The sequence below is a fragment of the Cedecea neteri NBRC 105707 = ATCC 33855 genome (assembly GCF_001571265.1).
Lineage (GTDB): Bacteria > Pseudomonadota > Gammaproteobacteria > Enterobacterales > Enterobacteriaceae > Cedecea > Cedecea neteri.
Window position 1 is genome coordinate 42,848 of the sequence record NZ_BCTL01000012.1, and the last position, 25,353, is coordinate 68,200.

At 56.0% G+C, this 25,353-nt stretch carries 32 protein-coding genes; 13 read left to right on the top strand and 19 right to left on the bottom strand.

Annotated elements, in window-relative coordinates:
* The first annotated feature begins 346 nt into the window (after nt 1–346).
* Genes CNE01S_RS06810 through CNE01S_RS06820 form a run of 3 tightly spaced genes read left to right on the top strand, consistent with a single transcriptional unit; the run spans nt 347 to nt 1,882 of the window.
* Nucleotides 347–670, top strand: a complete 324-nt coding sequence (locus CNE01S_RS06810; RefSeq protein WP_061274560.1) for a type II toxin-antitoxin system RelE/ParE family toxin — start codon at nt 347–349, stop codon at nt 668–670.
* The gene (locus tag CNE01S_RS06815) at nt 657–944 is read left to right on the top strand and encodes a helix-turn-helix domain-containing protein (protein WP_052048993.1); all 288 of its coding nucleotides are present in this window, start codon (nt 657–659) and stop codon (nt 942–944) included. Before CNE01S_RS06810 ends, CNE01S_RS06815 begins: the two co-directional genes overlap by 14 nt.
* Nucleotides 944–1,882, top strand: coding sequence for a LysR family transcriptional regulator (locus CNE01S_RS06820; RefSeq protein ID WP_061274562.1), 939 nt, complete (start codon nt 944–946; stop codon nt 1,880–1,882). Before CNE01S_RS06815 ends, CNE01S_RS06820 begins: the two co-directional genes overlap by 1 nt.
* Here CNE01S_RS06820 and mdcH read toward each other — a convergent pair.
* The 8 genes from mdcH to mdcA form a co-directional block, all read right to left on the bottom strand.
* Nucleotides 1,866–2,774 (bottom strand): malonate decarboxylase subunit epsilon, encoded by a 909-nt coding sequence (mdcH, locus tag CNE01S_RS06825; protein ID WP_061274564.1) that lies wholly within the window; start codon nt 2,772–2,774, stop codon nt 1,866–1,868. The genes CNE01S_RS06820 and mdcH overlap by 17 nt on opposite strands.
* A complete protein-coding gene (locus CNE01S_RS06830; protein WP_061274566.1) occupies nt 2,771–3,391 on the bottom strand; it encodes a malonate decarboxylase holo-ACP synthase in 621 nt (206 codons plus the stop codon). Before CNE01S_RS06830 ends, mdcH begins: the two co-directional genes overlap by 4 nt.
* A gap of 3 nt (nt 3,392–3,394) precedes the next feature.
* A complete protein-coding gene (locus CNE01S_RS06835) occupies nt 3,395–4,354 on the bottom strand; it encodes an AEC family transporter (RefSeq protein WP_061274568.1) in 960 nt (319 codons plus the stop codon).
* Nucleotides 4,355–4,479: 125 nt separating this feature from the next.
* On the bottom strand, nt 4,480–5,280 hold the full coding sequence (gene mdcE, locus CNE01S_RS06840) for a biotin-independent malonate decarboxylase subunit gamma (RefSeq protein ID WP_061274570.1): 801 nt from the start codon (nt 5,278–5,280) through the stop codon (nt 4,480–4,482).
* Nucleotides 5,280–6,110: a biotin-independent malonate decarboxylase subunit beta gene (locus CNE01S_RS06845; RefSeq protein ID WP_061274572.1), complete on the bottom strand. Its 831-nt coding sequence runs from the start codon at nt 6,108–6,110 to the stop codon at nt 5,280–5,282. The genes mdcE and CNE01S_RS06845 overlap by 1 nt, the downstream gene beginning before the upstream one ends.
* Complete coding sequence (mdcC, locus tag CNE01S_RS06850; protein WP_061274574.1) at nt 6,103–6,402, bottom strand: malonate decarboxylase acyl carrier protein; 300 nt, start codon at nt 6,400–6,402, stop codon at nt 6,103–6,105. Before mdcC ends, CNE01S_RS06845 begins: the two co-directional genes overlap by 8 nt.
* Nucleotides 6,403–6,412: 10 nt before the next feature.
* Nucleotides 6,413–7,282, bottom strand: a complete 870-nt coding sequence (locus CNE01S_RS06855) for a triphosphoribosyl-dephospho-CoA synthase (RefSeq protein WP_061274576.1) — start codon at nt 7,280–7,282, stop codon at nt 6,413–6,415.
* The gene (gene mdcA, locus CNE01S_RS06860; RefSeq protein WP_061274578.1) at nt 7,282–8,937 is read right to left on the bottom strand and encodes a malonate decarboxylase subunit alpha; all 1,656 of its coding nucleotides are present in this window, start codon (nt 8,935–8,937) and stop codon (nt 7,282–7,284) included. The genes CNE01S_RS06855 and mdcA overlap by 1 nt, the downstream gene beginning before the upstream one ends.
* Nucleotides 8,938–9,324: 387 nt before the next feature.
* On the opposite strand from mdcA, the gene CNE01S_RS06865 reads away from it, so the two are divergent.
* The gene (locus tag CNE01S_RS06865) at nt 9,325–9,957 is read left to right on the top strand and encodes a CatB-related O-acetyltransferase (protein WP_061274579.1); all 633 of its coding nucleotides are present in this window, start codon (nt 9,325–9,327) and stop codon (nt 9,955–9,957) included.
* A 37-nt stretch (nt 9,958–9,994) separates the two neighbouring features.
* Here the strand turns inward: CNE01S_RS06865 and cybC are convergent, their stop codons facing one another.
* Together cybC and pmbA are read right to left on the bottom strand one after the other, a co-directional pair.
* Nucleotides 9,995–10,381 (bottom strand): cytochrome b562, encoded by a 387-nt coding sequence (gene cybC / locus CNE01S_RS06870; protein WP_061274581.1) that lies wholly within the window; start codon nt 10,379–10,381, stop codon nt 9,995–9,997.
* Nucleotides 10,382–10,570: 189 nt separating this feature from the next.
* On the bottom strand, nt 10,571–11,923 hold the full coding sequence (gene pmbA / locus CNE01S_RS06875; RefSeq protein ID WP_061274665.1) for a metalloprotease PmbA: 1,353 nt from the start codon (nt 11,921–11,923) through the stop codon (nt 10,571–10,573).
* Between the two features lie 99 nt (nt 11,924–12,022).
* Between pmbA and yjgA the strand changes: the two genes are divergently transcribed.
* Nucleotides 12,023–12,577 carry a ribosome biogenesis factor YjgA gene (yjgA, locus tag CNE01S_RS06880; protein WP_061274584.1) on the top strand — a complete coding sequence of 185 codons (555 nt, stop codon included), beginning with the start codon at nt 12,023–12,025 and terminating at the stop codon, nt 12,575–12,577.
* Nucleotides 12,578–12,635: 58 nt separating this feature from the next.
* Here the strand turns inward: yjgA and CNE01S_RS06885 are convergent, their stop codons facing one another.
* The 3 genes from CNE01S_RS06885 to epmA all read right to left on the bottom strand — a co-directional run bounded on the left by CNE01S_RS06885 (nt 12,636) and on the right by epmA (nt 14,970).
* A complete protein-coding gene (locus CNE01S_RS06885; protein ID WP_008453726.1) occupies nt 12,636–13,265 on the bottom strand; it encodes a LysE family translocator in 630 nt (209 codons plus the stop codon).
* A gap of 76 nt (nt 13,266–13,341) precedes the next feature.
* Complete coding sequence (locus tag CNE01S_RS06890; protein ID WP_061274586.1) at nt 13,342–13,872, bottom strand: GNAT family N-acetyltransferase; 531 nt, start codon at nt 13,870–13,872, stop codon at nt 13,342–13,344.
* A 120-nt stretch (nt 13,873–13,992) separates the two neighbouring features.
* On the bottom strand, nt 13,993–14,970 hold the full coding sequence (epmA, locus tag CNE01S_RS06895) for an elongation factor P--(R)-beta-lysine ligase (RefSeq protein WP_061274588.1): 978 nt from the start codon (nt 14,968–14,970) through the stop codon (nt 13,993–13,995).
* 380 nt (nt 14,971–15,350) lie between these two features.
* Here epmA and frdA point away from each other — a divergent pair, with 380 nt between their 5' ends.
* The 4 genes from frdA to frdD are packed head-to-tail and all read left to right on the top strand — an operon-like array spanning nt 15,351 to nt 18,644.
* Nucleotides 15,351–17,141: a fumarate reductase (quinol) flavoprotein subunit gene (frdA, locus tag CNE01S_RS06900; RefSeq protein ID WP_061274590.1), complete on the top strand. Its 1,791-nt coding sequence runs from the start codon at nt 15,351–15,353 to the stop codon at nt 17,139–17,141.
* Nucleotides 17,134–17,868, top strand: a complete 735-nt coding sequence (locus CNE01S_RS06905) for a succinate dehydrogenase/fumarate reductase iron-sulfur subunit (RefSeq protein WP_061274592.1) — start codon at nt 17,134–17,136, stop codon at nt 17,866–17,868. Before frdA ends, CNE01S_RS06905 begins: the two co-directional genes overlap by 8 nt.
* Before the next feature lie 10 nt (nt 17,869–17,878).
* The gene (frdC, locus tag CNE01S_RS06910; protein WP_061274594.1) at nt 17,879–18,274 is read left to right on the top strand and encodes a fumarate reductase subunit FrdC; all 396 of its coding nucleotides are present in this window, start codon (nt 17,879–17,881) and stop codon (nt 18,272–18,274) included.
* 10 nt (nt 18,275–18,284) lie between these two features.
* Nucleotides 18,285–18,644 (top strand): fumarate reductase subunit FrdD, encoded by a 360-nt coding sequence (gene frdD / locus CNE01S_RS06915; RefSeq protein WP_061274596.1) that lies wholly within the window; start codon nt 18,285–18,287, stop codon nt 18,642–18,644.
* Between the two features lie 41 nt (nt 18,645–18,685).
* On the opposite strand, the gene ampR is transcribed toward frdD, so the two are convergent.
* Nucleotides 18,686–19,561, bottom strand: coding sequence for a LysR family transcriptional regulator AmpR (gene ampR / locus CNE01S_RS06920; protein WP_061274598.1), 876 nt, complete (start codon nt 19,559–19,561; stop codon nt 18,686–18,688).
* Nucleotides 19,562–19,692: 131 nt separating this feature from the next.
* Between ampR and ampC the strand changes: the two genes are divergently transcribed.
* A complete protein-coding gene (gene ampC, locus CNE01S_RS06925; protein WP_061274600.1) occupies nt 19,693–20,841 on the top strand; it encodes a CMY2/MIR/ACT/EC family class C beta-lactamase in 1,149 nt (382 codons plus the stop codon).
* A 106-nt stretch (nt 20,842–20,947) separates the two neighbouring features.
* Nucleotides 20,948–21,481, top strand: coding sequence for a lipocalin family protein (locus CNE01S_RS06930; RefSeq protein ID WP_061274602.1), 534 nt, complete (start codon nt 20,948–20,950; stop codon nt 21,479–21,481).
* Here the strand turns inward: CNE01S_RS06930 and sugE are convergent.
* Entirely contained in the window at nt 21,478–21,795 is a 318-nt protein-coding gene (gene sugE, locus CNE01S_RS06935; RefSeq protein WP_061274605.1) for a quaternary ammonium compound efflux SMR transporter SugE, read from the bottom strand. The genes CNE01S_RS06930 and sugE overlap by 4 nt on opposite strands.
* Before the next feature lie 289 nt (nt 21,796–22,084).
* Here sugE and CNE01S_RS06940 point away from each other — a divergent pair, with 289 nt between their 5' ends.
* Nucleotides 22,085–22,693 (top strand): response regulator transcription factor, encoded by a 609-nt coding sequence (locus CNE01S_RS06940; RefSeq protein WP_061274607.1) that lies wholly within the window; start codon nt 22,085–22,087, stop codon nt 22,691–22,693.
* Between the two features lie 31 nt (nt 22,694–22,724).
* Here the strand turns inward: CNE01S_RS06940 and ecnB are convergent, their stop codons facing one another.
* From ecnB to efp, 3 genes are all read right to left on the bottom strand, one after another.
* Nucleotides 22,725–22,871 carry a lipoprotein toxin entericidin B gene (ecnB, locus tag CNE01S_RS06945; protein WP_038476410.1) on the bottom strand — a complete coding sequence of 49 codons (147 nt, stop codon included), beginning with the start codon at nt 22,869–22,871 and terminating at the stop codon, nt 22,725–22,727.
* A gap of 101 nt (nt 22,872–22,972) precedes the next feature.
* Nucleotides 22,973–23,107, bottom strand: coding sequence for an entericidin A/B family lipoprotein (locus CNE01S_RS06950; RefSeq protein ID WP_061274610.1), 135 nt, complete (start codon nt 23,105–23,107; stop codon nt 22,973–22,975).
* A gap of 64 nt (nt 23,108–23,171) precedes the next feature.
* Nucleotides 23,172–23,738 (bottom strand): elongation factor P, encoded by a 567-nt coding sequence (gene efp, locus CNE01S_RS06955; RefSeq protein ID WP_061274612.1) that lies wholly within the window; start codon nt 23,736–23,738, stop codon nt 23,172–23,174.
* 41 nt (nt 23,739–23,779) lie between these two features.
* Here efp and epmB point away from each other — a divergent pair, with 41 nt between their 5' ends.
* The gene (gene epmB / locus CNE01S_RS06960) at nt 23,780–24,808 is read left to right on the top strand and encodes an EF-P beta-lysylation protein EpmB (protein ID WP_061274614.1); all 1,029 of its coding nucleotides are present in this window, start codon (nt 23,780–23,782) and stop codon (nt 24,806–24,808) included.
* 92 nt (nt 24,809–24,900) lie between these two features.
* Here epmB and CNE01S_RS06965 read toward each other — a convergent pair whose 3' ends face one another.
* Entirely contained in the window at nt 24,901–25,254 is a 354-nt protein-coding gene (locus tag CNE01S_RS06965) for a DUF4156 domain-containing protein (RefSeq protein ID WP_061274616.1), read from the bottom strand.
* Nucleotides 25,255–25,353 lie beyond the last annotated feature (99 nt).

Below are 25,353 nucleotides of genomic sequence, written 5' to 3' on the forward strand. Positions count from 1 at the left end.
TGGCGAGGCAATAGTGATCTGTTCCACATAAAGGCCCGGAACGACGGTTTTACGCTGGCTTACCGTGAATCTGGTCACATAACCGAGTGATAAAAGGTCCGTTTTCCAGCGGCCCTTTTTGTTCGAAAGTGTGATGGGAGGACAGTTTTGCGGTCATTATTGGCGTTGCTTATGGCAAAGGAATCGACGTTCACGAGGCATTACGCAAAAACAAAAGCGGGAGATAGAAAAGAAGTCAGGCGCGCTTTAGGCTGATTTTCGCCTGGTTTTGCCACCAGCATCGGCAATAAAAATTAGCTTATAAGGCAATTTAATTGCTATGTTAACCTCGTCAGGGAGTGACCGTATGTTTAGCGTTCAATTGCACGTGGATGTCTTCAATGAAATAACCGAATTGCCTCCCGTCGTTCAGGCAAAAATGCTGCGTCTGATTGATAAAATTAAACAAAATGCGACATCGCTGCGTGAGCCTGATAGCAAACCCTTAGGCAATGGGCTGTTTGAAATAAGGACGATGGGGACCCATATCGCACGGGGGCTTTACGTCTACCAAAAAGGACGAGTTATTTATCTTTTACGGGTTTTTGTTAAGAAAACGGCAAAAACACCAACTGAGGAAATCAGGCTGGCTTTTCAACGACTAGAGGAGATGCTCAATGAAAAAGAGTAAAAGTATCGACTGGGAAAAAGCGCGTGCAGACCTGCTAACCAATCCCGAAGTCCAGGCCGCCTATGAAGCCGAAGAGCGTAAGCTGCGTCTGCAGGCAATGCTTGCGGAATGGCGCAGCCATGAAGGGCTAACACGCGCACAGGTTGCCGAACGTATGGGCGTCACCCCGCCAACGGTCTCTCGTATGGAAGCCAATATTATCAAAGCCAGTATTGAAACTGTTGTCCGCTATGCAAAAGCCTGCGGCGTCAAACATCCAAAGATTATCCTCTAATGAAAATCGACGCTGAAATCACCTTCCGTAAGCTTGAGATCTTTATGGAGTTTATGGAGAAAGGGAACATTGCTCGTACCGCCGAAGCGCTGGGTATTAGCGGGGTTAGCGTGCATCGCGCGCTGCATACGCTAGAAGAAGGCGTGCGTTGCCCGCTGTTTATCCATAAAGGGCGTAATCTGGTGCCGCTGGAATCTGCACTCACCCTGCTGGAACACTGCAAAGAAGTGGTGGCGCTGATGACGCGCGGCATCGATGAAACCCGTCAGGCAGCGGGCGTTGGCCAAGGGCGATTGCGCATCGGCACCCTCTATTCTCTGACGCTCGAAACCGTTCCGAAACTGATCATGGGCATGAAACTGAGACGGCCAGAGCTGGAAATGGACCTCACCATGGGCTCAAATCAGGTGCTGCTGAATATGCTGGAAGACGGCGTGCTGGACGCCATCCTGATTTCTATTTCCGAAGGCGAAGTCGATCGCTCAAGGCTGGAAGTCCTGCCGATGTTCCGGGACGATATTTTCCTCGCCGCCCCGGCCAGCTTCCCGCTCGACACCAACCACCCGGCAGATCTACGTGAGTTCCACGGTGAGAAGTTTGTTTCGCTCGCGGAAGGCTTTGCTACCTACGCGGGCTTTCAGGAAGCCTTTAGCGTCGCCGGTTTCGAGCCGGAAATCGTCACCAGGGTAAACGACATTTTCTCGATGGTCAGCCTGGTACAGGCGGGCGTCGGGCTAACGTTGATGCCCGGCAGAATGAAGAAAGTGTATGAAAATTCGGTGCAGCTTTTAAGGCTTGCCGAGCAGTACCAGATGAAGCAGACCATCGCTATCGTCTTCGCCCGTAATCGTGAACTTGATCCGAACCTGCTGGCGCTGGCCGCCGAGGGGCGCATGTACGCCCGCTCGTTTATCGATACGCCTAACGCGCCGCCTTAGTTTTTTCCGCAAGATGAACGATGGCCGCCACGCTATTCTGTTCGCGGCAGACGGTGATTCCTTCCCGAAACGCCTGCCGTGTCAGGCCCGAAAGTACGCTGCCCGGCGGCATTTCAATAGCCAGACGAACGTCGCGCTCGTTGGCGGCAACCATCGCCTCTCGCCAGCGCACCGTCCGCGCCATGTTGAGCGCCAGATCTTCGGCAATTTGTTCCGGCAGCCAAAGCACGCGGCCCGTGCTGCCGCTGAGATAAGCGCAGGACGGGCGGCTCAATGCCACATCGGCAAACGCCTGCTTAAGCTGCTGTGCGGGTTCATTCAGCAGCGCACAATGGGACGGCACGCTAACCGCTAATTGGCGAGCTTTTTGCGCCCCCTGCTCCAGCGCCCGGTGTGCCACCTCCGCCATAGCCTGCTCGCTCCCGGCAATGACGATTTGCTGCTCGGCATTGATATTCGCAATATAGGTTCCGCTCCCCGCCACCAGAGCTTCAACCTGCTCAAGACGCAGCCCTACGATGGCCGTTAAGCCGTAACCTTCTGGGTAAGCCTGTTCCATCAGGTCGCCACGAAGCGCCACCAGCCGCAGGGCATCGGAAAAACTGATGACGCCAGCCATCACCGCGGCCGGAAACGCACCGATAGACAGGCCGCTGACCATGTCCGGCTTCACGCCATTACGCTCAAGCTCCTGCGCCCAGGCCACGCCTGCGATTAGCAGGCAAAGCTGCACGGCGCGGGTATGCTTCAGCGCGGCAGCGCTATCCAACTGGTCTGCTTCATCGCCTAAAACCGCCCTTACCTGCACCATGATGGCATCACGCTCGGGTAAATTTTGCAGCATGTCCGCCCGCTGCGTTCCCTGCCCGGGAAAGGTAAAAAGTATCTTCATCCGTTATCCTCCGGCTGCCAGGGATTAACCACAAGCTGCGGTCCCTGATTGGTTTTCAGCAGCACGCGCTTTTCCCTTAGCCATTCCGCCAGCGCAAACGCGCCGTAGGGCGTTTCGATTTGCGTATCGGCCCGGCAAAGCAGCTTCTCGGTCAGGCGCTGCCATTCTGCCAGCGCCTCTTTTGCTATCGGCTGTGGGCAGCGGATCAGCAAATCCAGGTCGCTCGCGGCATGCATCACCGGCACTTCGGTTGCCAGCGCATAGCCTACGCTCCCGGTAATGCCCCAGCGCCATGCCCACGGGCGGCTTGCCAGTTGAATCGCCCCCTGCACCGGCGGCATGGAAACAAACGGGGAACTGAGCAGCAGGTCACGGCTGGATAATGCCTCCGGGCTGACGACGCGCTTCACGCTCGCCGGATTAACCCAACCTGCCGCTCGCTGATCGCGCCGCATTCCTCGCACGCCTACCGGAATACGTCCGTCATGCTCGACATCACGCCGCACCACCACCGGCAGCGCAGGGCGCCACTGGCTTGTGACCCACTCCTCGTTAGCACCTTCCAGCGCTTCGCGGTCAGAGAGCCAAAGGAGATCGTGGGGGCGTAATGTCGGCATTATTTAAAGTCCTGAAGTCAGAGTAATAAACAGCGGTAGCGACAGGATAGAGAGTACCGAGCTTAGCAACAACACGGCTTCAGCATCCGGCGACTGCACACCAAAACGGTTGCCAAAGACCACGCCAAAGAAGCCGGCGGCCAGGGCAATCATCAGGATGGAAGTAATCGCAACCGGGCCGGTCAGACCAAGCGCCAGCACGATGCCCCAAGCGATGAATGGCTGAATCAGCAGCTTGGTAACGGTCGCGGCGATCACCATGGTGTTGATCTGCAGCTTGCGGGCCGACAGGATCACCCCGGTCAGGAACAGCGCAGCGGCAGTAGCAGCGAGGCCCAGCGGTTTAATAGAGGCCAGCAGCAGGTCAGGCATACGGATCCCGATAGCCGACAGCACAACCCCAAGCAATGGCCCCCAGACGATAGGTTTTTTCACCGAACGCCACATCAGCACCGGCAGCATCGCCAGCGTTGAGCCGCTGTTTTCACCGTCCGCACGTGCTTTTTCACGCTCAAGAATCAGCAGGCAGAACGGCGTCATCAGGACGGAACCGCAGGCAATCGACACCGCCACGGAAAGCGAAGTCGAAGAGCCTTCACCGAGCACGCTGCCTAAAATTGGCAGGCCGAGTGCGGCATAGTTAGGCAGCGCCACGGTAAGCGTCAGCACGGCGGCATCCTGCGGTGACTTTTTAAATACGCTGGTCGCCAGGAAGTAAATCGCCGCGTAGGTAATCCACATCGCAAGCACCAGCACCACAATCAGCGGTGACTGCTGAACAATGCCAAGCCACGGCGTTTGAACGGTCGCGCTAAACAGCGCGGCGGGTAGAGCAAAGTCCATGACAAAAATGTTTAACAGCGAGACATTTTTGTTATCGACCATTTTCGCTTTGCCGGCGAAAAATCCCAGCAGCATGATGACAAAAATAGGGGCCAGAGCATGAACGATCACGTAAGTCATAACTTCACCTTGAGTCAATAAAGAGAGTTAGCACGGTCGCGATATTTATTATTTTCGGACGTTTGTTTTACTCAGGCACGGCGTACCGTGCCTGGCTATAGAGTCCGGCAGGTTTGTCTTTTTTATTACCAGCTGGTGCGCATACGTTCGCGAACCAGCGCCGAACTGTGGCGATTTTTCGCCAGCAGACGGCATTTCAGCGAAGTCTCGCTCCGTGCTTCTTTCACCGCAGTGCTCAGGGCAGCCTTCACTTTTGCCACATCGTCGCTCTGCGGAACATCCGGGTTGTGGATATCCAGCAGCGCGGAAAGCAGGCCCAGGGTTTCGTAGTTGCTGATGTCGTAGGCCATCGGTGGGATGGTGGCGGCCAGTTTCTCCAGCGCCTCCACGGTGCGTAAGGTGATGCGCGCGGCGGACTCTTTCCCCATCGCGTGGATCATCACGCCCTTGTCGTTAAAGGCGATCAGCCGGTTAGCCTGGTAGCCATGGGCGAGGAACGCCCCGGACATCGCTTTGCCGACAATCAGGCCCACAACAGGATGCCCGGCCAGGCGAGCATTGGCATAAGCGCCTGCGGCACCGGCCAGCGCCTGATGAATACCGAATGCCTCTTCGCGGCGGCCATAGGCCTGGCTTGGGACATCAATCACCGCAACGATGGCGCGCTTTTCAGCCTTATTTGCATCTTCAGCGATGGTTTCGCTGACCACTTTTGCCAGCGTCCAGCCTTCTAACAGCCCCACTTCGCCGCCAGCTGCGCGGGGATAATGGTTATTGGCATCGGGCACCACGGCGATAAAGCGGGCAGGTTTCCCGTCAACGTTGCCGTCGGCGACCTGTACGGAGGCGCACAGCCCCGCCATACGCGGTGCATCCGGAACTAAGGTATCCAGCCAAACGGCGGCGCGATTCAGTTTCTGGCTCATTAACGTTTCTCCCCAAAAAGCTGTTTGATCTGTTCGGCATCGGCCTGCTGGCTGGTGTCGAAATGGGTCAGGCGATCCAGATACCACGCGTAGTTATCGGTGCGATGCTGCGCCGGAACGCCTTTGGCGATGGCTTCGTTGACCGCCTGCTTCACGGCATGAATGCCGTCACCAACCAGCGCATCCACCAGCCCGCTCTGATAGCGAACTTCACCGCCGGTCATGCCCCAGATAAACGGCCGGTCGCGGGAGTCATATTCCTCAATGCCTGCTTCCTGCTCGATAACCTGCGGGCCGTTGAGGCCAAGACGTGCCTCGCGAGTCACAATCAAATAGCTGCAAAGCGCGGCGGCAATCGACATCCCGCCGAAACAGCCCACGGTGCCGGCCACAACGCCAATCACCGGGGTGTAGCGACGTAAATCGACAATCGCTGCGTGAATATCGGCAATAGCCGCCAGGCCGAGGTTGGCCTCCTGCAGGCGCACGCCGCCGGTTTCCAGACAAAGCACAGCCTGAGTAGGAATGCCATTGCGGTTATCTTCCGCCGCCAGTTCAAGCGCGGCCGCCATTTTTGCGCCGGACACTTCGCCCATGCTGCCGCCCTGGAATGCGCCTTCGATGGCAATCACCACCGCCGGGCCACCGTTAATCGTGCCTTTGGCAACGACCATGCCGTCATCAGACTGCGGCACAATGCCCTGCGGCCCCAGCCACGGCGAGACAATGCCGTCGAACGGGTCGAGCAATTCACGATAGCTGCCTTCATCCAGCAGCAGACGTGCGCGCTCGCGGGCTCTTAATTCAATAAAGCTGCTGTCGTCACGCATGAGCCACCTCCTCAAAGACCTGTTCGATACGGATACGCGCCACGCCCGGCGTCGCGCCAAAATCATGAATTTTCAACTCTCCGGCAGGCAGGCTGCTTAGCGCGGCCAGGCGCTCGAAAAGTGATTTCCAGCGTTTTTCGCTGTTATCGACGGAGGTGGTGATGTCGATGGTCAGAGTCTGCCCCTGTGCGGCAGAAAACAGGACTTCCATATCGCCGGAGCCCACCACGCCAGCCAGGGCTTTGCCTGTGGCCGTGCGGGTTGCCGGAAATGACAACGTAATGTGTTCCATAACGCCCTCGTTAAATAAGTGAGTGAAGCGGGGTGGCATCGTTGGCGATGCGGTCCAGCAGCAGCGTGGCGGCGAGCAAATCAGCCGCCCCGCCCGGTGAGGCATTTAGCGACAGCATATTGCGGTCGAGCACGTCCAGCGCGTCGCGGCCTTCCTGGCGCGAAATACCGCCGTTGATCAGCACGCTGCGGGCACCGTTTTGCATCGTTTCCAGGCCGGTTAACCCGGCGCGCGAGAGCACGCAGGTATCTGACAGCGAAGTCATAATCGCCATCAGAGCGTCAATGCGAGCCTCGCCCTCGGTTGCTCCGGACTGGCGGCTACGGCGCAGTTGAGGCAGCGCGAGACGCATAACGTGAGGGAAACCCTGCTGAGCTTCTTCTCGTGCACCCGGCACGCGATAGCGTCTTGTGGCTCTCAACCCTTTGCTAAAGCTCTTTGGGGCTGCCTCATCAGGAAGCGCAGCCAGCCGTGCTGCCGTAGCGGTAATCTCCGCGCTATTGCCTGCCATACCGTGCATAGCGGCGGCGGAAACCAGCAGGCCAAGCGCCCAGATTGCGCCCCGGTGGGTGTTCACCCCGCAGGTCGCCGCCATCATCTGCTGCTCCCCTTCGCGCCCCAGGCGCCCTACCAGCTGACGCAGCGCGACGTCTGCCGGACGTTCCCAGCTTTGTAATGCCAGAGCATGAAATGTCGGGGTCAGGCTGTGGGCCGATCGCTCCATCAGCGCCAGGCTGAGATCGTGATGGGCACCATTTCCCCGGCTGTCCACCAGACCGGGTTTTGGGCTCAGACGGGCTTCTTCAATCAGGCTTTGGGTTGCCGCCCTTGCCAGCCAGCCCGCCCCTGCCTCAACGCCTTTCTGTGGATGTAATTTCATTACCAGCTCCGGAATTTCGCCGGCGGGTTGTAGAGACCGCCGGACCATTCGACCAGGTCGGCAACGCTGCTTGCCGCCAGCAGGGAACGAGTCGCATCGCTGCGGCGGATCCCCATGTCTTCCGGGTAAGCCACTTTGCCGCTCTGGCGAAGCGCCGCGACGCGCTTAGCGTCAACGCCCAGGCCGATGTCGGTGATGCCGGCCACCGCCGCCACCATCGCTCGGCGCTCCTCCAGGCTCTCGGCGCGGTAGAGATACGCAATCCCTTCCTCGGTCAGAACGTGGGTTACGTCGTCGCCGTAAATCATTACCGGCGCCAGCGGCATGCCTGAGGTTTTAGCCACTTCAACAGCATCCAGGGTTTCTACGAAGGTTGGCTTCACGCCCGCCTGGAAGGTTTCGACCATCTGCACCACCAGCTTTTTGCCGCGCTGCATCGGGTCAGGTTCAGTTATCATGTTCAGCCAGGCCGGTGTGGCATGGCGACGACCGTGCGGGTCATGGCCCATGTTTGGCGCGCCGCCGAAGCCCGACAGGCGGCCACGCGTCACGGTAGAAGAGTTCGCCAGGCCATCAACCTGCAGAGTCGAACCAATAAACATATCCACCGCGTATTGACCCGCCAGCTGGCACATAGCTCGGTTAGAGCGCATGGAGCCGTCGGCACCGGTAAAGAAGATATCCGGGCGAGCACGGATGTACTCTTCCATCCCCAGCTCGCCGCCGAAGCAGTGCACGCTCTCCACCCAGCCGCTTTCAATCGCCGGGATCAGCGTCGGATGTGGGTTCAGGGTCCAGTGCTTGCAGATTTTGCCTTTCAGGCCAAGCCGTTCGCCGTAGGTGGGCAGCAGCAGCTCGATGGCGGCGGTGTTGAAGCCGATCCCGTGGTTCAGGGACTGCACCTGGTGCTCGGCGTAAATGCCTTTGATGGCCATCATTGCCATCAGGATGTGTTCCTGCTTGATCAGGCGCGGGTCGCGGGTAAACAGCGGTTCGATAAAGAACGGCTTATCGGCAACCACCACGTAGTCAATCCACGAGCCGGGAATGTCCACGCGCGGCAGGTCACAGTCGTCGTCCACCAGTTCATTAACCTGGGCGATAACAATGCCGTCGTGGAAGGCGGCAGCCTCAACCAGCGCTGGGGTATCTTCGGTGCTCGGCCCGGTGTACAGGTTGCCTTTACGGTCAGCTTTATACCCGGCGATAAGCGCGACGTTAGGCGCAAGATCGACGTATAAGCGCGCATAAAGCTCGATGTAGGTGTGAATAGAACCAATTTCCAACTGACCATCTTCCAGCAGTTGAGAAATACGCAGGCTTTGGGTCCCGGAGAAAGAGAAGTCGAGCTTGCGGGCAATGCCTTTTTCAAAGATATCAAGATGTTCACTGCGGCCGACGCTCGGCATGATCATATGCAGATCGTGTACTTTTTGCGGGCTGACTTCAGCCAGCATGCGGGAGAGAAAATCTGCCTGTTTCTGGTTGTTCCCCTCCAGCACCACCCGGTCTCCCGGCGCAATCAGCTTTTCCATTACACCGACGAGGTCCCTGGTAGGGATCACCTTGCCCTGTACGTTGCTGGACGCCATTCGCCGCTGCTTCTCGGTGCGGCGTGTGTTCCAGACGCGGGCAGGCGTTTGGCTAGCACTCATTATTAACCTCCTGATTCAGCGAATCATTTTGATTGGCTTTAGTCTGGTTAAAAGTGTGCGCCACGCCGGGTTGGCTATCAATTAAGCTGAGGAACCAATCATTAGCCTTAGAGTAATAATGGATTTACCGTTTTGTGATCGAGGTCGAAGGTGAAAGTGGCCAGGGTGCGCTACACAAAAACGAGGGAGGAAAAAAGTGAACTCTGCCGCCGCCGGTGTTAAGGTTAGAGGGTCTTAAATACAGGTTTTAACGTCATGCTGCTCACCACAATCCTCAACAATCCTCTGCTGAAACAGCCGCGCATCGCTTAGCGCGCTCACACATTCCCGTCTGCAAATTGAAACGGAACCTTGTTCCGTCGGCATACTATTGTTGTGAGAAAAAACATGTCAAAGACTGAAAAACACTGGTCTCAGGTCGAATACCTGCACGAAACGGTGACCAACCCCAATATTCATATCAAAGGCCAGCACAGTTATTACAGCAACTGCTGGGATAGCGGTTTTGAGCAAAGCGCGGTGCGCTACCTGCAGGGTGATGCGGTGAGTCGAGCCTGGGAGCCCATTGGCGAACTTGACCAGCTGTGGATTGGGGATTACGTCTGTATCGCCGCCGAGGCGGTGATCCTGATGGGCGGCAATCACACGCACCGCAGCGACTGGTTTTGCCTTTATCCGTTTATCGAAACCATCAAAGACGCTTACCGCGCCAAAGGCGACACCACGCTTGGCGATGGATGCTGGATAGGCATGAGGGCAATGATTATGCCTGGCGTGACCATTGGCGAAGGCGCGATTATCGCCGCTGGCAGCGTAGTGACGAAAGACGTCGCACCTTACAGCGTCGTCGGCGGCAACCCGGCCAAACCGATCGCCCTGCGTTTCGAACCCGGAGTGATTGAGCGGCTGCTGAAGCTGCAAATTTATCTGCTAAGCGATGAGCATTTTCAGGCCATTCAGCCCCTGCTGAGCAATAACGATATTGATGCGCTGGAACGTGCGGTGAGAGCATTGCGGTAACAAGAGCGGGCGGGAATAACCCGCCCGTTTTTAAACCTTAGCGGAACTTCTTGTGGTAGGTATCGCGAGTGGTTTTGAAGTCAGCGGCAGCAGCCTGAGCTTCTGTCACTTTGCCTTCGTTGGCCAGCTTCAGCGCACCGTCAATCTGGCCCACGAGGATATCAAACCCGTGGCGGTACTCTTTCATGTTGGCGCTGTCGGCTGCTTCATTTTCCAGCTTTGGCGGCGTCCCTTTCTGCGCATCCAGAGCCGCTTCACGCATGTTGCCCAGTGAAGTTTTCAGCTCGGCGGCATCTTTGGTGCTCAGCACGGTTTTGTAGTTTTTGGCGATAATGTCCATGTCGTCGCCAACGTCTTTCGCAAAAGCGACGCCGGACAACAAAACGGATGATACTGCTAACATTGCAATCAGTTGCTTACGCATTTACTCACCTTTCCTTTATCTTTTTTCTACTCGTCATACTTCAAGCTACAGCGGTGTTGGCTGCTTTCGCTCACCCCAGTCACTTACCCAAGTAAACTCCTGGGGATTTACTCTCTTGCCGCCTGGCTGTAACTCGAATTATTTAGAGTATTTTTTTGAGGTAGGCGCGGCAGGACGCGCCACATTGCTTTACTGACCGGCTATCTTCATCTCCGGAAGTAAGACTGAACCACACTGAATGTTGCTACGTGTTTCTATATCGTTGCCAATAGTAACTATCTCGCGCCACATGTCCTTCAGGTTACCGGCGATGGTGATTTCGCTCACCGGATACTGGATCTCACCGTTCTCAACCCAGAAGCCTGCCGCACCGCGAGAATAGTCGCCGGTAATGCCGCTTACGCCCTGCCCCATCAGCTCGGTCACCACCAGCCCGGTGCCCATCTGTTTCAGCATTTCCTCAAAGCCGAGGCCCTGGCCAGCAATGCGCCAGTTGTGGATGCCGCCCGCGTGGCCGGTACTTTTCAGCCCAAGCTTACGCGCGGAATAGTTGGTCAGCAGCCACTGCTGCAGCACGCCATCTTTAATGATGTCACGGCGTTCGGTGCGCACGCCTTCGCTGTCAAACGGCGTGGAGGCCAGGCCTTTCAGCAGGTGCGGATGCTCTTCAATGGTCAGCCACTCCGGCAGAATTTGCTTGCCGAGGGAATCCAGCAGGAAAGTTGATTTACGGTACACCGCACCGCCCGCAATCGCGCCGACCAGGTGACCGAACAGCCCGGTTGCCACTTCATTGGCGAAAATCACCGGCGCTTTCATAGTGGACAGCTTGCGTGGCGACAGGCGGGACAACGTGCGGCGCGCGCAGTCGGCACCGACCCACTCGGGTGACTTAAGGTCTTCCATCGCGCGACCGATGGTGTAGGCGTAATCGCGCTCCATATCACCGTTTTCTTCGGCAATTACGCAGCTCGAAAGAGAATGGCGGGTGGAGCAGTAGCTCTGCAGCATACCGTGGCTGTTGCCGAAAACTTTGATGCCGTAATGGCTGTTAAAGCTGCCGCCTTCGGTATTGGTAATGCGTTTGTCCACGTTCAGGGAGGCGTTTTCCGCTCGCGCGGCAAGCTCAATGGCACGCTCCGGGTCAATCTCCGTGGGGTGGAAAAGATCAAGATCCGGCGCATCAAAGGCCAGCAGTTCTTTGTCCGCCACACCTGCGTAAGGATCCGGTGAGGTATAGCGCGCGATATCCAGCGCCGCCTGTACGGTACGCGCTATCGCGTCCGGGCTAAGGTCAGTAGACGAAGCGCTGCCCTTGCGATTTTGATGATAAACGGTGATGCCAAGCGCACCATCGCTATTGAATTCGACGTTCTCCACCTCACCGTAGCGGGTGCTGACGCTGATACCAGTGGTTTTACTGACCGCAACTTCCGCGCCGTCTGACTTGCCTTTCGCCAGCTCCAGCGCCTGTGAAACCGCCTGCTCCAGAACCTGACGTTGTTGTGCTACTTGCGTGTTTACTTTCATCGCTACTGCCATAATGTAAGGTGAGTCGTTCAAGTCTAACAGGATCAGAACAATTTCGCAGTGCAGCCCCATTGCTGGTAATATCCGCGTCAACTTTTTAAGGAGCCTAATATGACCAAGCAGCCCGAAGACTGGCTCGACGACGTGCCCGATGATGAAAATGAAGACGAAGATGATGAAATTATCTGGGTCAGTAAAAGTGAAATTAAGCGCGACGCCGAAGAGCTAAAACATCTGGGCGTTGAGCTGATGGAACTGGGCAAAAATGCCCTGGAAAAAATCCCGCTCGACGACGATTTGCGTGCCGCGATTGAACTGGCGCAGCGTATTAAGAAAGAAGGACGTCGCCGCCAGATACAGCTGATCGGCAAGATGATGCGTTCTCGCGATATGGATCCGATCCGTCAGGCGCTCGACAAGCTGAAAAACCGCCACAACCAGCAGGTGTCGCTGTTCCACAAGCTGGAAGCGCTGCGTGACCGTCTGGTCGAAGAAGGCGACGAGGCAATGAGCGAAGTCCTGAGACTTTATCCGCAGGCCGACCGCCAGCAGCTGCGCGTACTTATCCGTAACGCGCAAAAAGAAAAAGCGGCCAATAAGCCGCCTAAGTCCTATCGTCAGATCTTCTCTTACCTTCGCGAACTCGCCGAAGAGCAGGAAAGCTAAGACACTGGCGCTGGCCCGCTATTCTCCGCGGCCAGCGCTCGATTTCTTCTGACCTTTCTCAGGTCAAATTACTGCGTCGATACAGCGCCACGCCCACCGCCAGTACGGCAAGCATTCCCGCACAGCTGCGGTTCACCCAACGCATCACGTTAGCAGAGAACTTGCGCATCGCGTGGCGGCCACCCCAGGCGTAAATCGTCATCATAATGCAGTCGATAATCGCACTGACCAGCGCCAGAATCATGTACTGCATCGCTACCGGCTCCTGTGGACGGATGAACTGCGGTAAAAAGGCCGAGAAGAACAGTAGCCCTTTTGGGTTGGATAAACCGACCATCAGCGAGCGTAAAAAAGCCGTTTTTCCCGTGGCCACTGCCGCCGAGGCGCTCACGCTTAGAGCCTTAGCAGGGGCGCGCCACAGCACGTAAGCCAGATATACCAGATAAAGCGCACCGCCCCACTTCACCACTGCAAACAGCTGCTCGGAAGCCTGCAACAATGCGCCCAGGCCGCAGCCCACCGCGCCAATCAGCAGCAGGTCGGCCAGTACCGCACCGAGAAAGCCGTAGCCCGCAATGCGCATCCCGTAAGTCGCTCCGTTATTGAGTGCTAACAACATCGACGGGCCGGGCGTCACCATGACCGCGCTAACGGCGATGACATAAAGAAAAAGCGTAGTGATATCCATCAATCAAGTCCTGGTAAAAAAAATACGTCAGTGCCCGGCGGTGATTGGCCGGCGAGCACGTTAAACGAAGAGTGGTTTAAACGCTGCGTTCCATCACGACGCGGCAGAGATCGTCAAAAAATCGCTGATACCGCGCCTCGGCGATAGGCTGCGGATAGCTCAGCACGATCAGCTGATGGTCGGGAATGTCCGCATGGTAAGTCGGGTGGAAATGCGAGTACGCGTTTTCGCTGAACCCGAGGCTTTGGTAAAAGCGCAGCCGCTTATGGGCAGTCTCCGTGGTCAGCGGATCGATTTCGAGGATGGTTTGCGGGTAAAGCTGTAGAAACTGGCTCAGCATCCGTTTGCCGTAGCCCTGCGCACGCAGCTGGCCGTTGACGGCGAGGTGCTCAATATAGGCGTAGTCGTCAAAGTCCCATGCGCCAATCATGCCGACAAACTGCTCGCCGTCGAACCAGGCCTGCAGGCTGTAGTTTGGGTTGGCAAGTGCGCTAATTTTTGCGGCAGGCTGGCGTTTCTCATGGCGCGGAAAGGCGCTTTCATACAGCTCGTCCACGCATTCAAAATACGGGGAGCTGCGGTCGGTAATTCGTTTTATCGTTAGCATGGCGCGCAGTTTACCAAATGCAGGCGGAGAAATAACCTGACGGCGGGCTGCGTAAGCCAGAGCTAAAAAAATGGCCCCAAATACGGGGCCACTATTCTTCTAACGTTAAGTCTTCTAACGTTAAGCGCGGTCCACCGTAAAGGCTAAAACCTCAGAGAGGCTTTCGGCCCCAAGCGCGAGCATGATCAGACGATCAACGCCCAACGCCACGCCGGAGCTGTCCGGCATACCGGCTTCCAACGCCGCCAGCAGGTTCATGTCCACCGGCTGCTGCGGCAGGCCAAGAGCGGCACGCTTGCGGTTATCCTGCTCAAAACGCTGCTGCTGTTCACGCGCGTCGGTCAGTTCGTGGAAACCGTTCGCCAGCTCAATCCCTTTAAAGTACACCTCAAAGCGCTCCGCCACGCGGTGATCTTCGGTGCTGATCTGCGCCAGAGAAGCCTGGCTTGCCGGGAAGTGATACACAAAGGTTGGCTTGTCTTTACCAATGTGCGGCTCTACGCCCATCGCAAACAACAGCTGTAACAGCGTGTCGCGGTCTTCTTCTGTGTCAGCGATGTTGCTCAGGTCAAGCTTCGCCGCCGCTTCACGCAGCTGGGTTTTGTCCGCAGACAGCGGGTCGATGTCCAGATGGCGCTGGAAGACCTGCTGATAAGACAGGCTTTCTGCGGCGCCGCACTCCAGCACCTGCTGTAGCAGATCATCCACCTCATTCATCAGGCGGTACATGTCGTAGTGCGGACGGTACCACTCGAGCATGGTGAATTCCGGGTTGTGATGACGCCCCATCTCTTCATTACGGAAACTGCGGCACAGCTGGAACACCGGGCCACAGCCCGCCGCCAGCAGGCGCTTCATGTGGTATTCCGGGCTGGTCATCAGGTACAAATTAATGCCCTGAGAGTGGCCTGGGCCGACGAAACGGGTTTCAAACGGCACCAGATGAATATCGGTAACCGTCGCCTGGCTCATGCAGGGTGTTTCCACCTCCAGAACGCCTCGGTCGGCGAAGAAGCGCCGAATCTCCGCCATAATGGCGGCGCGTTTTAACAAATTGGGGATGGATGCGCTCGGCTGCCAGGTGGCCGTTTCGCTCATGAGAAAGTCTCCGTATTTATGCAAGGCCGAGAAGTCTACCCGCATCACAGAAGGGAGACAAATTTTGTGCAGAGAATTTTACTTTCGGCGTAAATGGCGAGGCCCAGGCAAGCTTTTTCTCGTGCACCAGCCGCCATTTTTTCTCCGCATTACACCATTTAAGCATCCATTTTTGTGACGAGATTCATTAACAGCAGTAATTAATCGACCTGTAGAACAGCAAAAAAATCGAACAAATCAAATTTCCCTAAAATCCCTCCGGTTATACTTCCTCTACCTAAAAAGGAGCAGGGATACACCTTTCGCAGCCACCGCCTTTCGGGCCGTGAATACCCTTTGGTCGTATAGCTTTGCGAATTACTAAAATCTGGAGGAATGTCGTGCAAACCTTTCAAGCCGATCTCGCCATTATAGGCGCCGGCGGAGCAGGCCTAAGAGCAGCCATTGCGGCGGCCCAGGCTAATCCACAGGCAAAAATCGCTCTGATTTCCAAAGTCTACCCAATGCGCAGCCACACGGTTGCCGCCGAAGGGGGTTCCGCAGCCGTCGCGCAGGATCACGACAGCTTCGACTACCATTTTCACGACACCGTTGCCGGAGGCGACTGGCTGTGTGAGCAGGATGTGGTTGACTACTTTGTTCACCATTGCCCAACTGAAATGACCCAACTTGAACAGTGGGGCTGCCCGTGGAGCCGTCGTCCGGACGGCAGCGTCAACGTCAGGCGCTTCGGCGGCATGAAGATCGAACGTACCTGGTTCGCCGCCGACAAAACCGGCTTCCATATGCTCCACACGCTGTTCCAGACCTCCCTTCAGTTCCCGCAAATTCAACGCTTCGACGAACACTTCGTGCTCGACATTCTGGTCGATGACGGCCAGGCGCGTGGCGTGGTCGCGATGAACATGATGGAAGGCGAGCTGGTGCAGATCCGCACCAACGCGGTAGTGATGGCCACCGGCGGTGCCGGACGTGTTTATCGCTACAACACCAACGGCGGCATCGTCACCGGGGACGGCATGGGCATGGCGCTGAGCCACGGCGTGCCGCTGCGCGATATGGAATTTGTGCAATATCACCCAACCGGGCTGCCGGGCTCCGGCATCCTGATGACCGAAGGCTGCCGCGGCGAAGGCGGCATTCTGGTAAACAAAAACGGCTATCGCTACCTGCAAGATTACGGCATGGGGCCGGAAACTCCGCTCGGCGAGCCGAAGAACAAATACATGGAACTCGGCCCACGCGACAAAGTGTCTCAGGCTTTCTGGCACGAGTGGCGCAAAGGCAACACCATCTCCACCCCGCGCGGCGACGTGGTGTACCTCGACCTGCGCCACCTGGGCGAGAAAAAGCTGCTTGAGCGTCTGCCGTTTATCTGCGAGCTGGCAAAAGCCTACGTCGGCGTCGACCCAATCAAAGAACCTATTCCAGTACGCCCAACCGCGCACTACACCATGGGCGGAATCGAGACCGATACCCAGTGCGAAACCCGCATTAAAGGGCTGTTCGCGGTAGGCGAGTGTTCTTCCGTTGGCCTGCACGGCGCCAACCGCCTGGGCTCTAACTCGCTGGCAGAACTTGTGGTGTTCGGCCGTCTCGCGGGCGAGCAGGCGATGGAGCGTGCCGCTCAGGCACAGCCGGCGAACGATGCCGCGCTGAACGCCCAGGCCACCGATGTTGAAGGCCGCCTGAAGCAGTTGGTCAATCAGGAAGGCAACGAAAACTGGTCGAAAATCCGCGACGAAATGGGGCTTTCCATGGAGGAAGGCTGCGGGATTTACCGCACCACGGAATTAATGCAAAAAACCGTCGACAAGCTGGCGGAGCTGCAGGAACGCTTCAAGCGCGTGCGCATTACCGACACATCCAGCGTCTTCAATACCGATCTGCTGTACACCATTGAACTCGGCCACGGCCTGAACGTTGCCGAATGTATGGCGCACTCCGCCCTCGCGCGTAAAGAGTCGCGCGGTGCCCACCAGCGCCTGGACGAAGGCTATACCGAGCGCGATGATGTCAATTTCCTTAAACATACTCTGGCTTTCCGCGATGCAGATGGCACCACGCGCCTCGACTATAGCGATGTGAAGATCACCACGCTGCCGCCAGCAAAACGCGTATACGGCGCGGAAGCGGAAGATGCTGAGAAAAAGGAGAAGGCAAATGGCTGAGATGCAAACCCTGAAGATTGAGATTGTGCGCTACAACCCGGAAACGGACAGCAAGCCACATAGCGAAATCTACGAAGTGCCATTTGACGAGCAAACCTCGCTGCTGGACGGACTGGGTTATATCAAAGATAACCTCGCGCCGGACCTCAGCTACCGCTGGTCGTGCCGCATGGCGATTTGTGGCTCCTGCGGCATGATGGTCAACAAAGTGCCGAAGCTGGCCTGTAAAACCTTCCTGCGTGAATACACCAAAGGCATCAAAGTAGAAGCGCTGGCGAACTTCCCGATTGAGCGCGATTTGGTGGTCGACATGACCCACTTCATCGAAAGCCTGGAGTCGATCAAGCCTTATATTATTGGCAACGCACGCACGCCAGATCAGGGGCCAAACACGCAGACACCCGCGCAGATGGCGAAATACCATCAGTTCTCCGGCTGCATCAACTGTGGGCTGTGCTATGCCGCCTGCCCGCAGTTTGGCCTGAACCCTGAGTTTATCGGCCCGGCGGCGATCACCCTGGCTCACCGTTACAACCTGGACAGCCGTGACCACGGCAAGAAACAGCGTATGCCGCAGCTTAACGGGCAAAACGGCGTGTGGAGCTGCACCTTTGTCGGCTACTGCTCCGAAGTTTGTCCAAAACACGTCGATCCGGCCGCGGCCATCCAGCAGGGCAAAGTCGAAAGCTCGAAAGACTTTTTGATTGCCACCCTGAAACCACGCTAAGGAGTGCACCATGACCACGAAACGTAAGCCTTATGTCCGCCCCATGGCGCCAACCTGGTGGCGGCAGTTGGGCTTCTACCGTTTTTATATGCTGCGTGAAGGCACTTCGGTTCCGACCGTCTGGTTCAGCATCGTGCTGATTTATGGCCTTTTCTCGCTGAAACACGGCGCAGAAGGCTGGGCAGATTTTGTGGGTTTCCTGCAAAATCCGGTGGTAATTATCCTCAATCTCATCACCCTGGCCGCCGCCGTGCTGCACACCAAAACCTGGTTTGAGCTGGCGCCGAAGGCCGCTAACGTCATCGTTAAGGGCGAGAAAATGGGGCCGGAGCCGGTCATCAAGGGACTGTGGGTTGTCACTGCGCTGGTGACTGTCGTTGTGCTGCTTGTAGCACTGTTCTGGTAAGGAGGCTGAGGTGATTAACCAAAATCCAAAACGTTCCGACGAACCGGTATTCTGGGGCCTGTTTGGCGCAGGCGGCATGTGGGGTGCTATTTTCGCGCCGGTTATCGTGCTGCTGGTTGGCATCATGTTGCCGCTGGGCCTGTTCCCTGGTGATGCGCTGGGCTTTGACCGTGTCTATGCCTTCGCCCACAGCTGGATTGGCCGCCTGTTCCTGCTGCTGATGATTGTGCTGCCGCTGTGGTGTGGCCTGCACCGTATTCACCACGCGATGCACGATCTGAAAATCCACGTCCCGGCGGGGAAATGGGTGTTCTACGGCCTTGCTGCCATCCTGACGGTGGTGACCATTATTGGCCTGCTGACGCTGTAATCGCTTAGCACGCAACAAGGCCTGCCATTGCGCAGGCCTTTTTATTTTCCACACTCTCCTGCTAGCCAGGCAGAAAAATCACGCATGGCGGGCGTTTGCGCGCGCGACTGAAGCCTTGTTAACCAGTAACTTCCCAAACTGATTTCCGTCTCAAACGGACGCACAATCCGTTCGCTGTTCAGCAAATGGGTGAACATGTTTACCGGCGCAATGGCGATCCCGGCCCCGGCCTGCGCGGCTTCAAGCATGGTTATTGAGGAATCAAAAACCATGACCAGATGCGTCGGTGACGGGGGAGCTTCATCCGCAGCCTGTAGCCATGCCGCCCATTCATCACGCCGGTAGGAGCGCAACAGCGTGTGATTCAGAACATCTTTCGGCGTATGCAGTTCAGTAGCCAGCGCCGGAGAGCAAAGCGGCGACAGCGGCGCGTCGCACAGAAACGTCGCCTCAGTCCCATGCCAGGCCCCGCTGCCAAATCGCACCGTATAGTCCAGCCCCTCCGCCGCCGGATCCACGCGGTTATTATGGGTTGAAAGCTGGAGATCGATATGCGGATAGCGCCGACGAAACGCCTCCAGGCGTGGCAAAAGAAAGCCAGTAGCAAACGTGCCCACGACGCCTAACTTAAGTTTTTCTCTCGCCTGGGTGCCGGAAAAGCGATCCAACACGCCCGCTATACGGTCAAATGAATCGTTTAGCACAGGTAACAGGTTTTCGCCTTCCGTGGTCAGCATCAGACCACGAGACACGCGAACAAACAGCTGACAATGCAGATGTTCTTCCAGCGTCTTTACCTGCTGGCTGATGGCGGAGTGCGTAACATTCAGCTCAATAGCGGCATGCGTGAAGCTTAGGTGCCGGGCAGCGGCTTCAAAAGCTCGCAGGGAGTTGAGGGGGATATAGCTGCGGGTCATGGCATCACCTGTTAGAAAATCTTAAGCCTAATGCCAAATTTAATCGTTTGTCACCGGGAGTCAAATCCAACAAACTTGCCTCGTCTGACGGGCCCGGACTGCTATCATCTCTCTAAGGAAGGTTATCCAATATGAAAAAATCCCTCTGCCTGACGCTGCTCCTCGCCGCCTCATGCTCAAGCTTAGCCGCACAAAAAGAACTGACCGCACAGCAAATAGAAAAGGTCGTGAACCGTACCGTTGCTCCCCTGATGAAAGAGCAGGCTATCCCCGGTATGGCGGTGGCGGTTATCTATAAAGGCTACCCGCTGTATTTCACCCTGGGGAAGGCCGATGTACAGCGCAACGTGCCGGTAACGCAGCAAACTTTGTTTGAGCTGGGCTCGGTCAGTAAAACCTTTACCGGCGTGCTGGGCGGCGATGCTTTAGCTCGTGGCGAAGTCAGCCTTAGCGACCCGGCACAAAAATACTGGCCTGAGCTGAACGGCAATCAGTGGAAAGGGATCACCCTGCTTCAGCTGGCAACCTATACCACCGGTGGCCTGCCGCTGCAGGTGCCGGACGAAGTGACCAATAGCGATGAGCTGCTTAAGTTCTATCAGGACTGGCAGCCGCAATGGGCGCCCGGGACCCAGCGCCTCTACGCCAACGCGAGCATCGGGCTGTTTGGTGCCTTGATGGTAAAACCCTCGGGGATGAGCTTTGAGCAGGCGATGTCAAAACGCGTCTTTGAGCCGCTGAACCTTACGCACACCTGGATTAAGGTACCTGCCACGGAAGAAAGCCACTACGCCTGGGGCTACCGCGACGGCAAGGCCGTGCGAGTCTCGCCGGGTATGCTGGATGCGGAAGCCTACGGAGTGAAGTCCAGCATCGAAGATATGGCGCACTGGGTGCAGGCCAACATGGCTCCCCATCGCGTGGAAGACAAAACGTTAGCTCAGGGTATTCAGCTCGCACAGTCGCGCTACTGGCGCGTTGGCAGCATGTATCAGGGGCTGGGCTGGGAGATGCTGAACTGGCCGGTGAAAGGGAAAACTATTATTGACGGCAGTGATAATAAGGTCGCTCTTGCGCCGCACCCGGCGACGCTCATCGATCCACCTGTTACCGCCGTAAAAGCCTCATGGGTACACAAAACCGGTTCGACGGGCGGCTTTGGTAGCTACGTGGCCTTCATCCCTGAGAAACAGCTGGGCATCGTGATGCTGGCCAACAAAAGCTACCCGAATACGGAGCGGGTTAAAGCCGCTTACGCTATTCTCGAAGCACTGCAATAAACGTGACAACGGCCTGCTAACGCGGGCCTTTTTATTTCCGGCTTCGCTCACACTTTATTTCCTGCCGCCATCTACACTTAGCTAAAAACCCTGGAAGGAATCTGCTATGCGCATTTGGCCCGCTGTCACCGCGCTCGCGGTCGCATTATTCGTTGTCTCCTGTAGCGCCCCAACGCCCCCACCCAGCGTCACGGTGGTCCAAAACTTCGACGCTAAACGCTTTATCGGTACCTGGTATGAAATCGCCCGCTTAGACCACAGTTTTGAAAGCGGCCTGAATCAGGTCACGGCTACCTACAGTTTTATGGATGACGGTGGCCTGCGCGTGATAAACCGCGGGTTTAACCCGGACAGGCAGATGTGGCAGCAGGCCGAAGGGAAAGCTTATTTCACCGGAGACCCGAGCGTTGCCGCGCTAAAAGTCTCCTTCTTTGGCCCGTTCTACGGCGGCTACAACGTCATTGCGCTGGATAAAGAGTATCGCCACGCGCTGGTGTGCGGGCCGGATCTCAGCTATCTGTGGATCCTCTCCCGCACGCCAACCATCAGCAGCGACATCAAACAACAGCTCCTGGCTATCGCCGCGCGTCAGGGCTTTGCGGTGGATAAACTGATTTGGGTGAAACAACCGGGCAGTTAATGCGTGGAAAGTTTCAGGCCAATGATCCCGACCACAATCAGAGCCAGGCTAGCCAGACGCATCGGGTTAGCCGACTCTCCCAGCAGTAAAATCCCGGTGATGGCCGCGCCAACGGCGCCAATTCCTGTCCACACGGCGTAGGCCGTTCCGGTAGGTAGCGTTTTCATCGCCCAGGCGAGCAAAGCCATACTGACAACCATCGCAATAATGGTGATAACGCTAGGCCACAGGCGACTAAAGCCGTGGGTGTATTTAAGTCCTACTGCCCAAACGACTTCCAGTAATCCAGCGATAAACAGAACGATCCAGGCCATAACAGCTCCAGTAAAAAATGGGGCCGTCCCCGTGGTGAGATGCGCTTGCGGGTCGTCCCGTAAGGCTTAGGTGAGAAGATGATTTTAGCACCCAAACGGCTGCCTGAAAATCCGTATCCAAACGCCACTCAATGAAATAATCGTTTCACCAGTCAGGCCTTACTAAGCCTGGAATTGACAGCGAATTCGAGCGCATTTCCGTGATTCATTTTGCCAAAATTATTCATATGATAAAACGTGGTTTGCCAGCCTGCAAACGCCGCAGTAATGATTAACGTGAAGCGTAAAAATGTATAAAATATTATTGGTTGATAGGTGTTACTTCAGCCGTCAGGGACTGACGCACTTGCTCAATCAGAAAAATAATCTGGCTACGGCAGTGAGTATTTCAGAGACTGACAGTTTGCTTCTCGCCCGGGAAAAAATTATTAAATGGCAACCAAATATGGTGATAGCCGATTTCAACAGCTTCTCAACCGCATTGCATAATATCCAACAACTTTCGACTATTTATTCCGCCTGTGGTGATACCACGCGTTTACTGCTGCTGCAAAGCGGGCAGCACGCCACCATTGCCGAATACTGTGCCACGCAAGGCAGCACTGATATTTGGGATAAGTCACTATCATTACCTGCGTTAACGTCGCTTATTCAGCAGACTATTGCGACTCGCCCGCCGTTCCGCGAAGTAAAACGCCATATTACTCCGCTGCTGACCTTACGCGAAGAGAGGATATTAAAACTCTGGAAGGAAGAAGCGAATAATGAATATATCGCACGGGTAATGGATATAAGCGTAAAAACGGTTTATACGTACAAGCGAAATATTCGTTTAAAGCTGGGTGCAGATAATAGATTATCGCTATTCCTGAATATTCCTGAGACGGTTTTAGAATAGCGGCACGGTTATATTACCGTACCGCAAATCGTTATTGCTGAGCTTTTGTTGCCGCACCAGAAATAGCATGGCCGCCGCTCTGGATATCCTCACCTACACCGCGCGTGGTGTTGCAGGCGGTCAACAAGGATGAAAGAACGACGAGAGAAAAAAACGCAGCAAGGGTTTTCTTAATCATGAGCTTTTCCTTTTACCTATGTTGTTTGTGTATAGCTCGTTAAGCATAGACAAAAAATGGCACAACGAAGGAAAAGCGAAGCGATTTAGGACTACATGAAGTTATTTGTTGGCCGCGCGCTCGATGGCACCGCCGAGATGTTGCAAGTCTCCGCCAAACCCACGCGTGGTATTACACCCCGATAGCGCAGCGGCCAGCAGCGAGATAAAAAGAATCTGTTTCAGCAAACGGTTCATCTTCCCTGCCCTGATAAAGCGGCGGCGCGAGCCTGAAGCACCGCGCCGCGAACCTTCACGAGAATTACTTCACGCGAGAAACGTATTCACCAGAACGGGTGTCAACTTTGATGACTTCGCCAATCTGTACGAACAACGGAACTTTAACCACAGCGCCGGTGCTCAGGGTCGCTGGCTTGCCGCCGGTCCCTGCGGTGTCGCCTTTCAGACCTGGATCGGTTTCAACGATTTCCAGCTCAACGAAGTTTGGTGGGGTCACGGAGATTGGCTGACCGTTCCACAGGGTAACGATGCACTCAGCCTGGTCCAGCAGCCATTTAGCGTTGTCGCCAACGGCTTTTTCGTCCGCAGCCAGCTGCTCGAAGGTTTGGTTGTTCATGAAGTGGTAGAACTCACCGTCGTTGTACAGGTAAGTCAGGTTCATATCGACAACGTCAGCGCCTTCTGCAGAGTCGGTAGACTTGAAGGTTTTCTCAACGCGGGTACCGGTCAGCAGACGACGCAGCTTAACGCGCGCGAATGCCTGGCCTTTGCCCGGTTTTACGAATTCGCTGGCTTCAACCGCGTACGGTTCGCCATCCATCATGATTTTAAGACCGGCACGGAAATCGTTGCTAGAATAAGTCGCCATAAGGCCCTCTGAATTTGTTAACTGGTAGCTTAGCCAAAAAAATGGCACACATTGTAACCCTAAATCCCCCTCACAGAGAAGATTGGTTAGCGCAACTTGCCGATGTTATAACCGATCCTGATGAACTGCTGCACATTTTAAATGTAGCCGATGATGAAGAACTGCTCGCCGGGCGTGAAGCAAGGCGTCTTTTTGCCCTTCGCGTCCCTCGCGCTTTCGTCGCGCGCATGGAAAAGGGCAACCCTAACGACCCACTGCTTCTCCAGGTGCTAACGGCAAAACAGGAATTCGTTGCCGCCCCAGGTTTCACAACGGACCCGCTGGAGGAACAGCACAGCGTAGTCCCTGGGCTGCTACATAAGTATCGCAACCGCGCCCTGCTGCTGGTGAAAGGCGGCTGTGCCGTCAACTGCCGCTATTGTTTCCGTCGCCACTTCCCCTATGCCGACAACCAGGGCAACAAACGCAACTGGCAAACGGCGCTGGCGTATATCAGCGAACATCCTGAGCTGGACGAAATTATCTTCTCCGGCGGCGATCCGCTGATGGCAAAAGATCACGAGCTGGACTGGCTGATAAGCCAGCTGGAAGCGATTCCTCATATCAAACGTCTGCGTATTCACAGCCGTTTGCCGATAGTCATCCCGGCGCGTGTTACCGATGCGCTGGCGGCAAGAATCGCCCGCTCGACGCTTCAGGTGCTGCTGGTTAATCACATCAACCACGCCCAGGAAATTGGCGACGATTTCCGTTCGGCGATGGCAAAGCTACGCCAGGCAGGCGTCACGCTGCTCAACCAAAGCGTGTTGCTACGCGATGTGAACGACAACGCGCAGACCCTGGCCGATCTAAGCAATGCATTATTTGATGCGGGCGTGATGCCGTATTACCTGCATGTACTCGACAGAGTGCAAGGCGCGGCGCACTTTATGGTGGAAGACGAAGAAGCCCGGGCCATTATGCGGGAGCTGCTGACGCTGGTGTCTGGCTATATGGTGCCAAAGCTGGCAAGAGAGATAGGCGGTGAGCCAAGCAAGACGCCGCTGGATTTACAGCTGCGACAGAAGTGAGAGCATAGCGCTCTCACCCTGACCTTTTCTCCCAACAGAAGAAGCCGCTCAGTATTGCCGTCTTCTGCTGGGTGAGGGTAATACTTACCGAATCAGTTCGGGCACTTATAAACCTGGCCGGTCATTTTGCTGGCCGTTGGCGCAAAGCTCGACAGCAGGGTCTGGGTAGGGCTGCTCACGCCGTACAGCACGTTACCGCCCATCTCGGCCGCATTGTTACGCAATGCATTTGCCGCGCCGCGCATAGAACCGCCCTCATCACCGTGCTGGCCAGACAGCCAGTTGCTCTGTTCACCGGTCGCGGTGCCTAATAGACGGCATTCACTCCCCGGTTTGTCTTCAACAAAACGAACGCTCTGGCCACCAGAGCTAAGCGGATTGCCCGTGCTACATCCTGCCAGCAGCAGCGCTGCCACAACCACTCCTGATGAGACTTTCATGCGCATGTTATTCCCCGTAATCAAGGTATTGAGCCGTTATCGCCCGGTAAGCACTTATACCAGAGTGTGAACAAAAGAAAAAACCCCCAGACATTTCTGACTGAG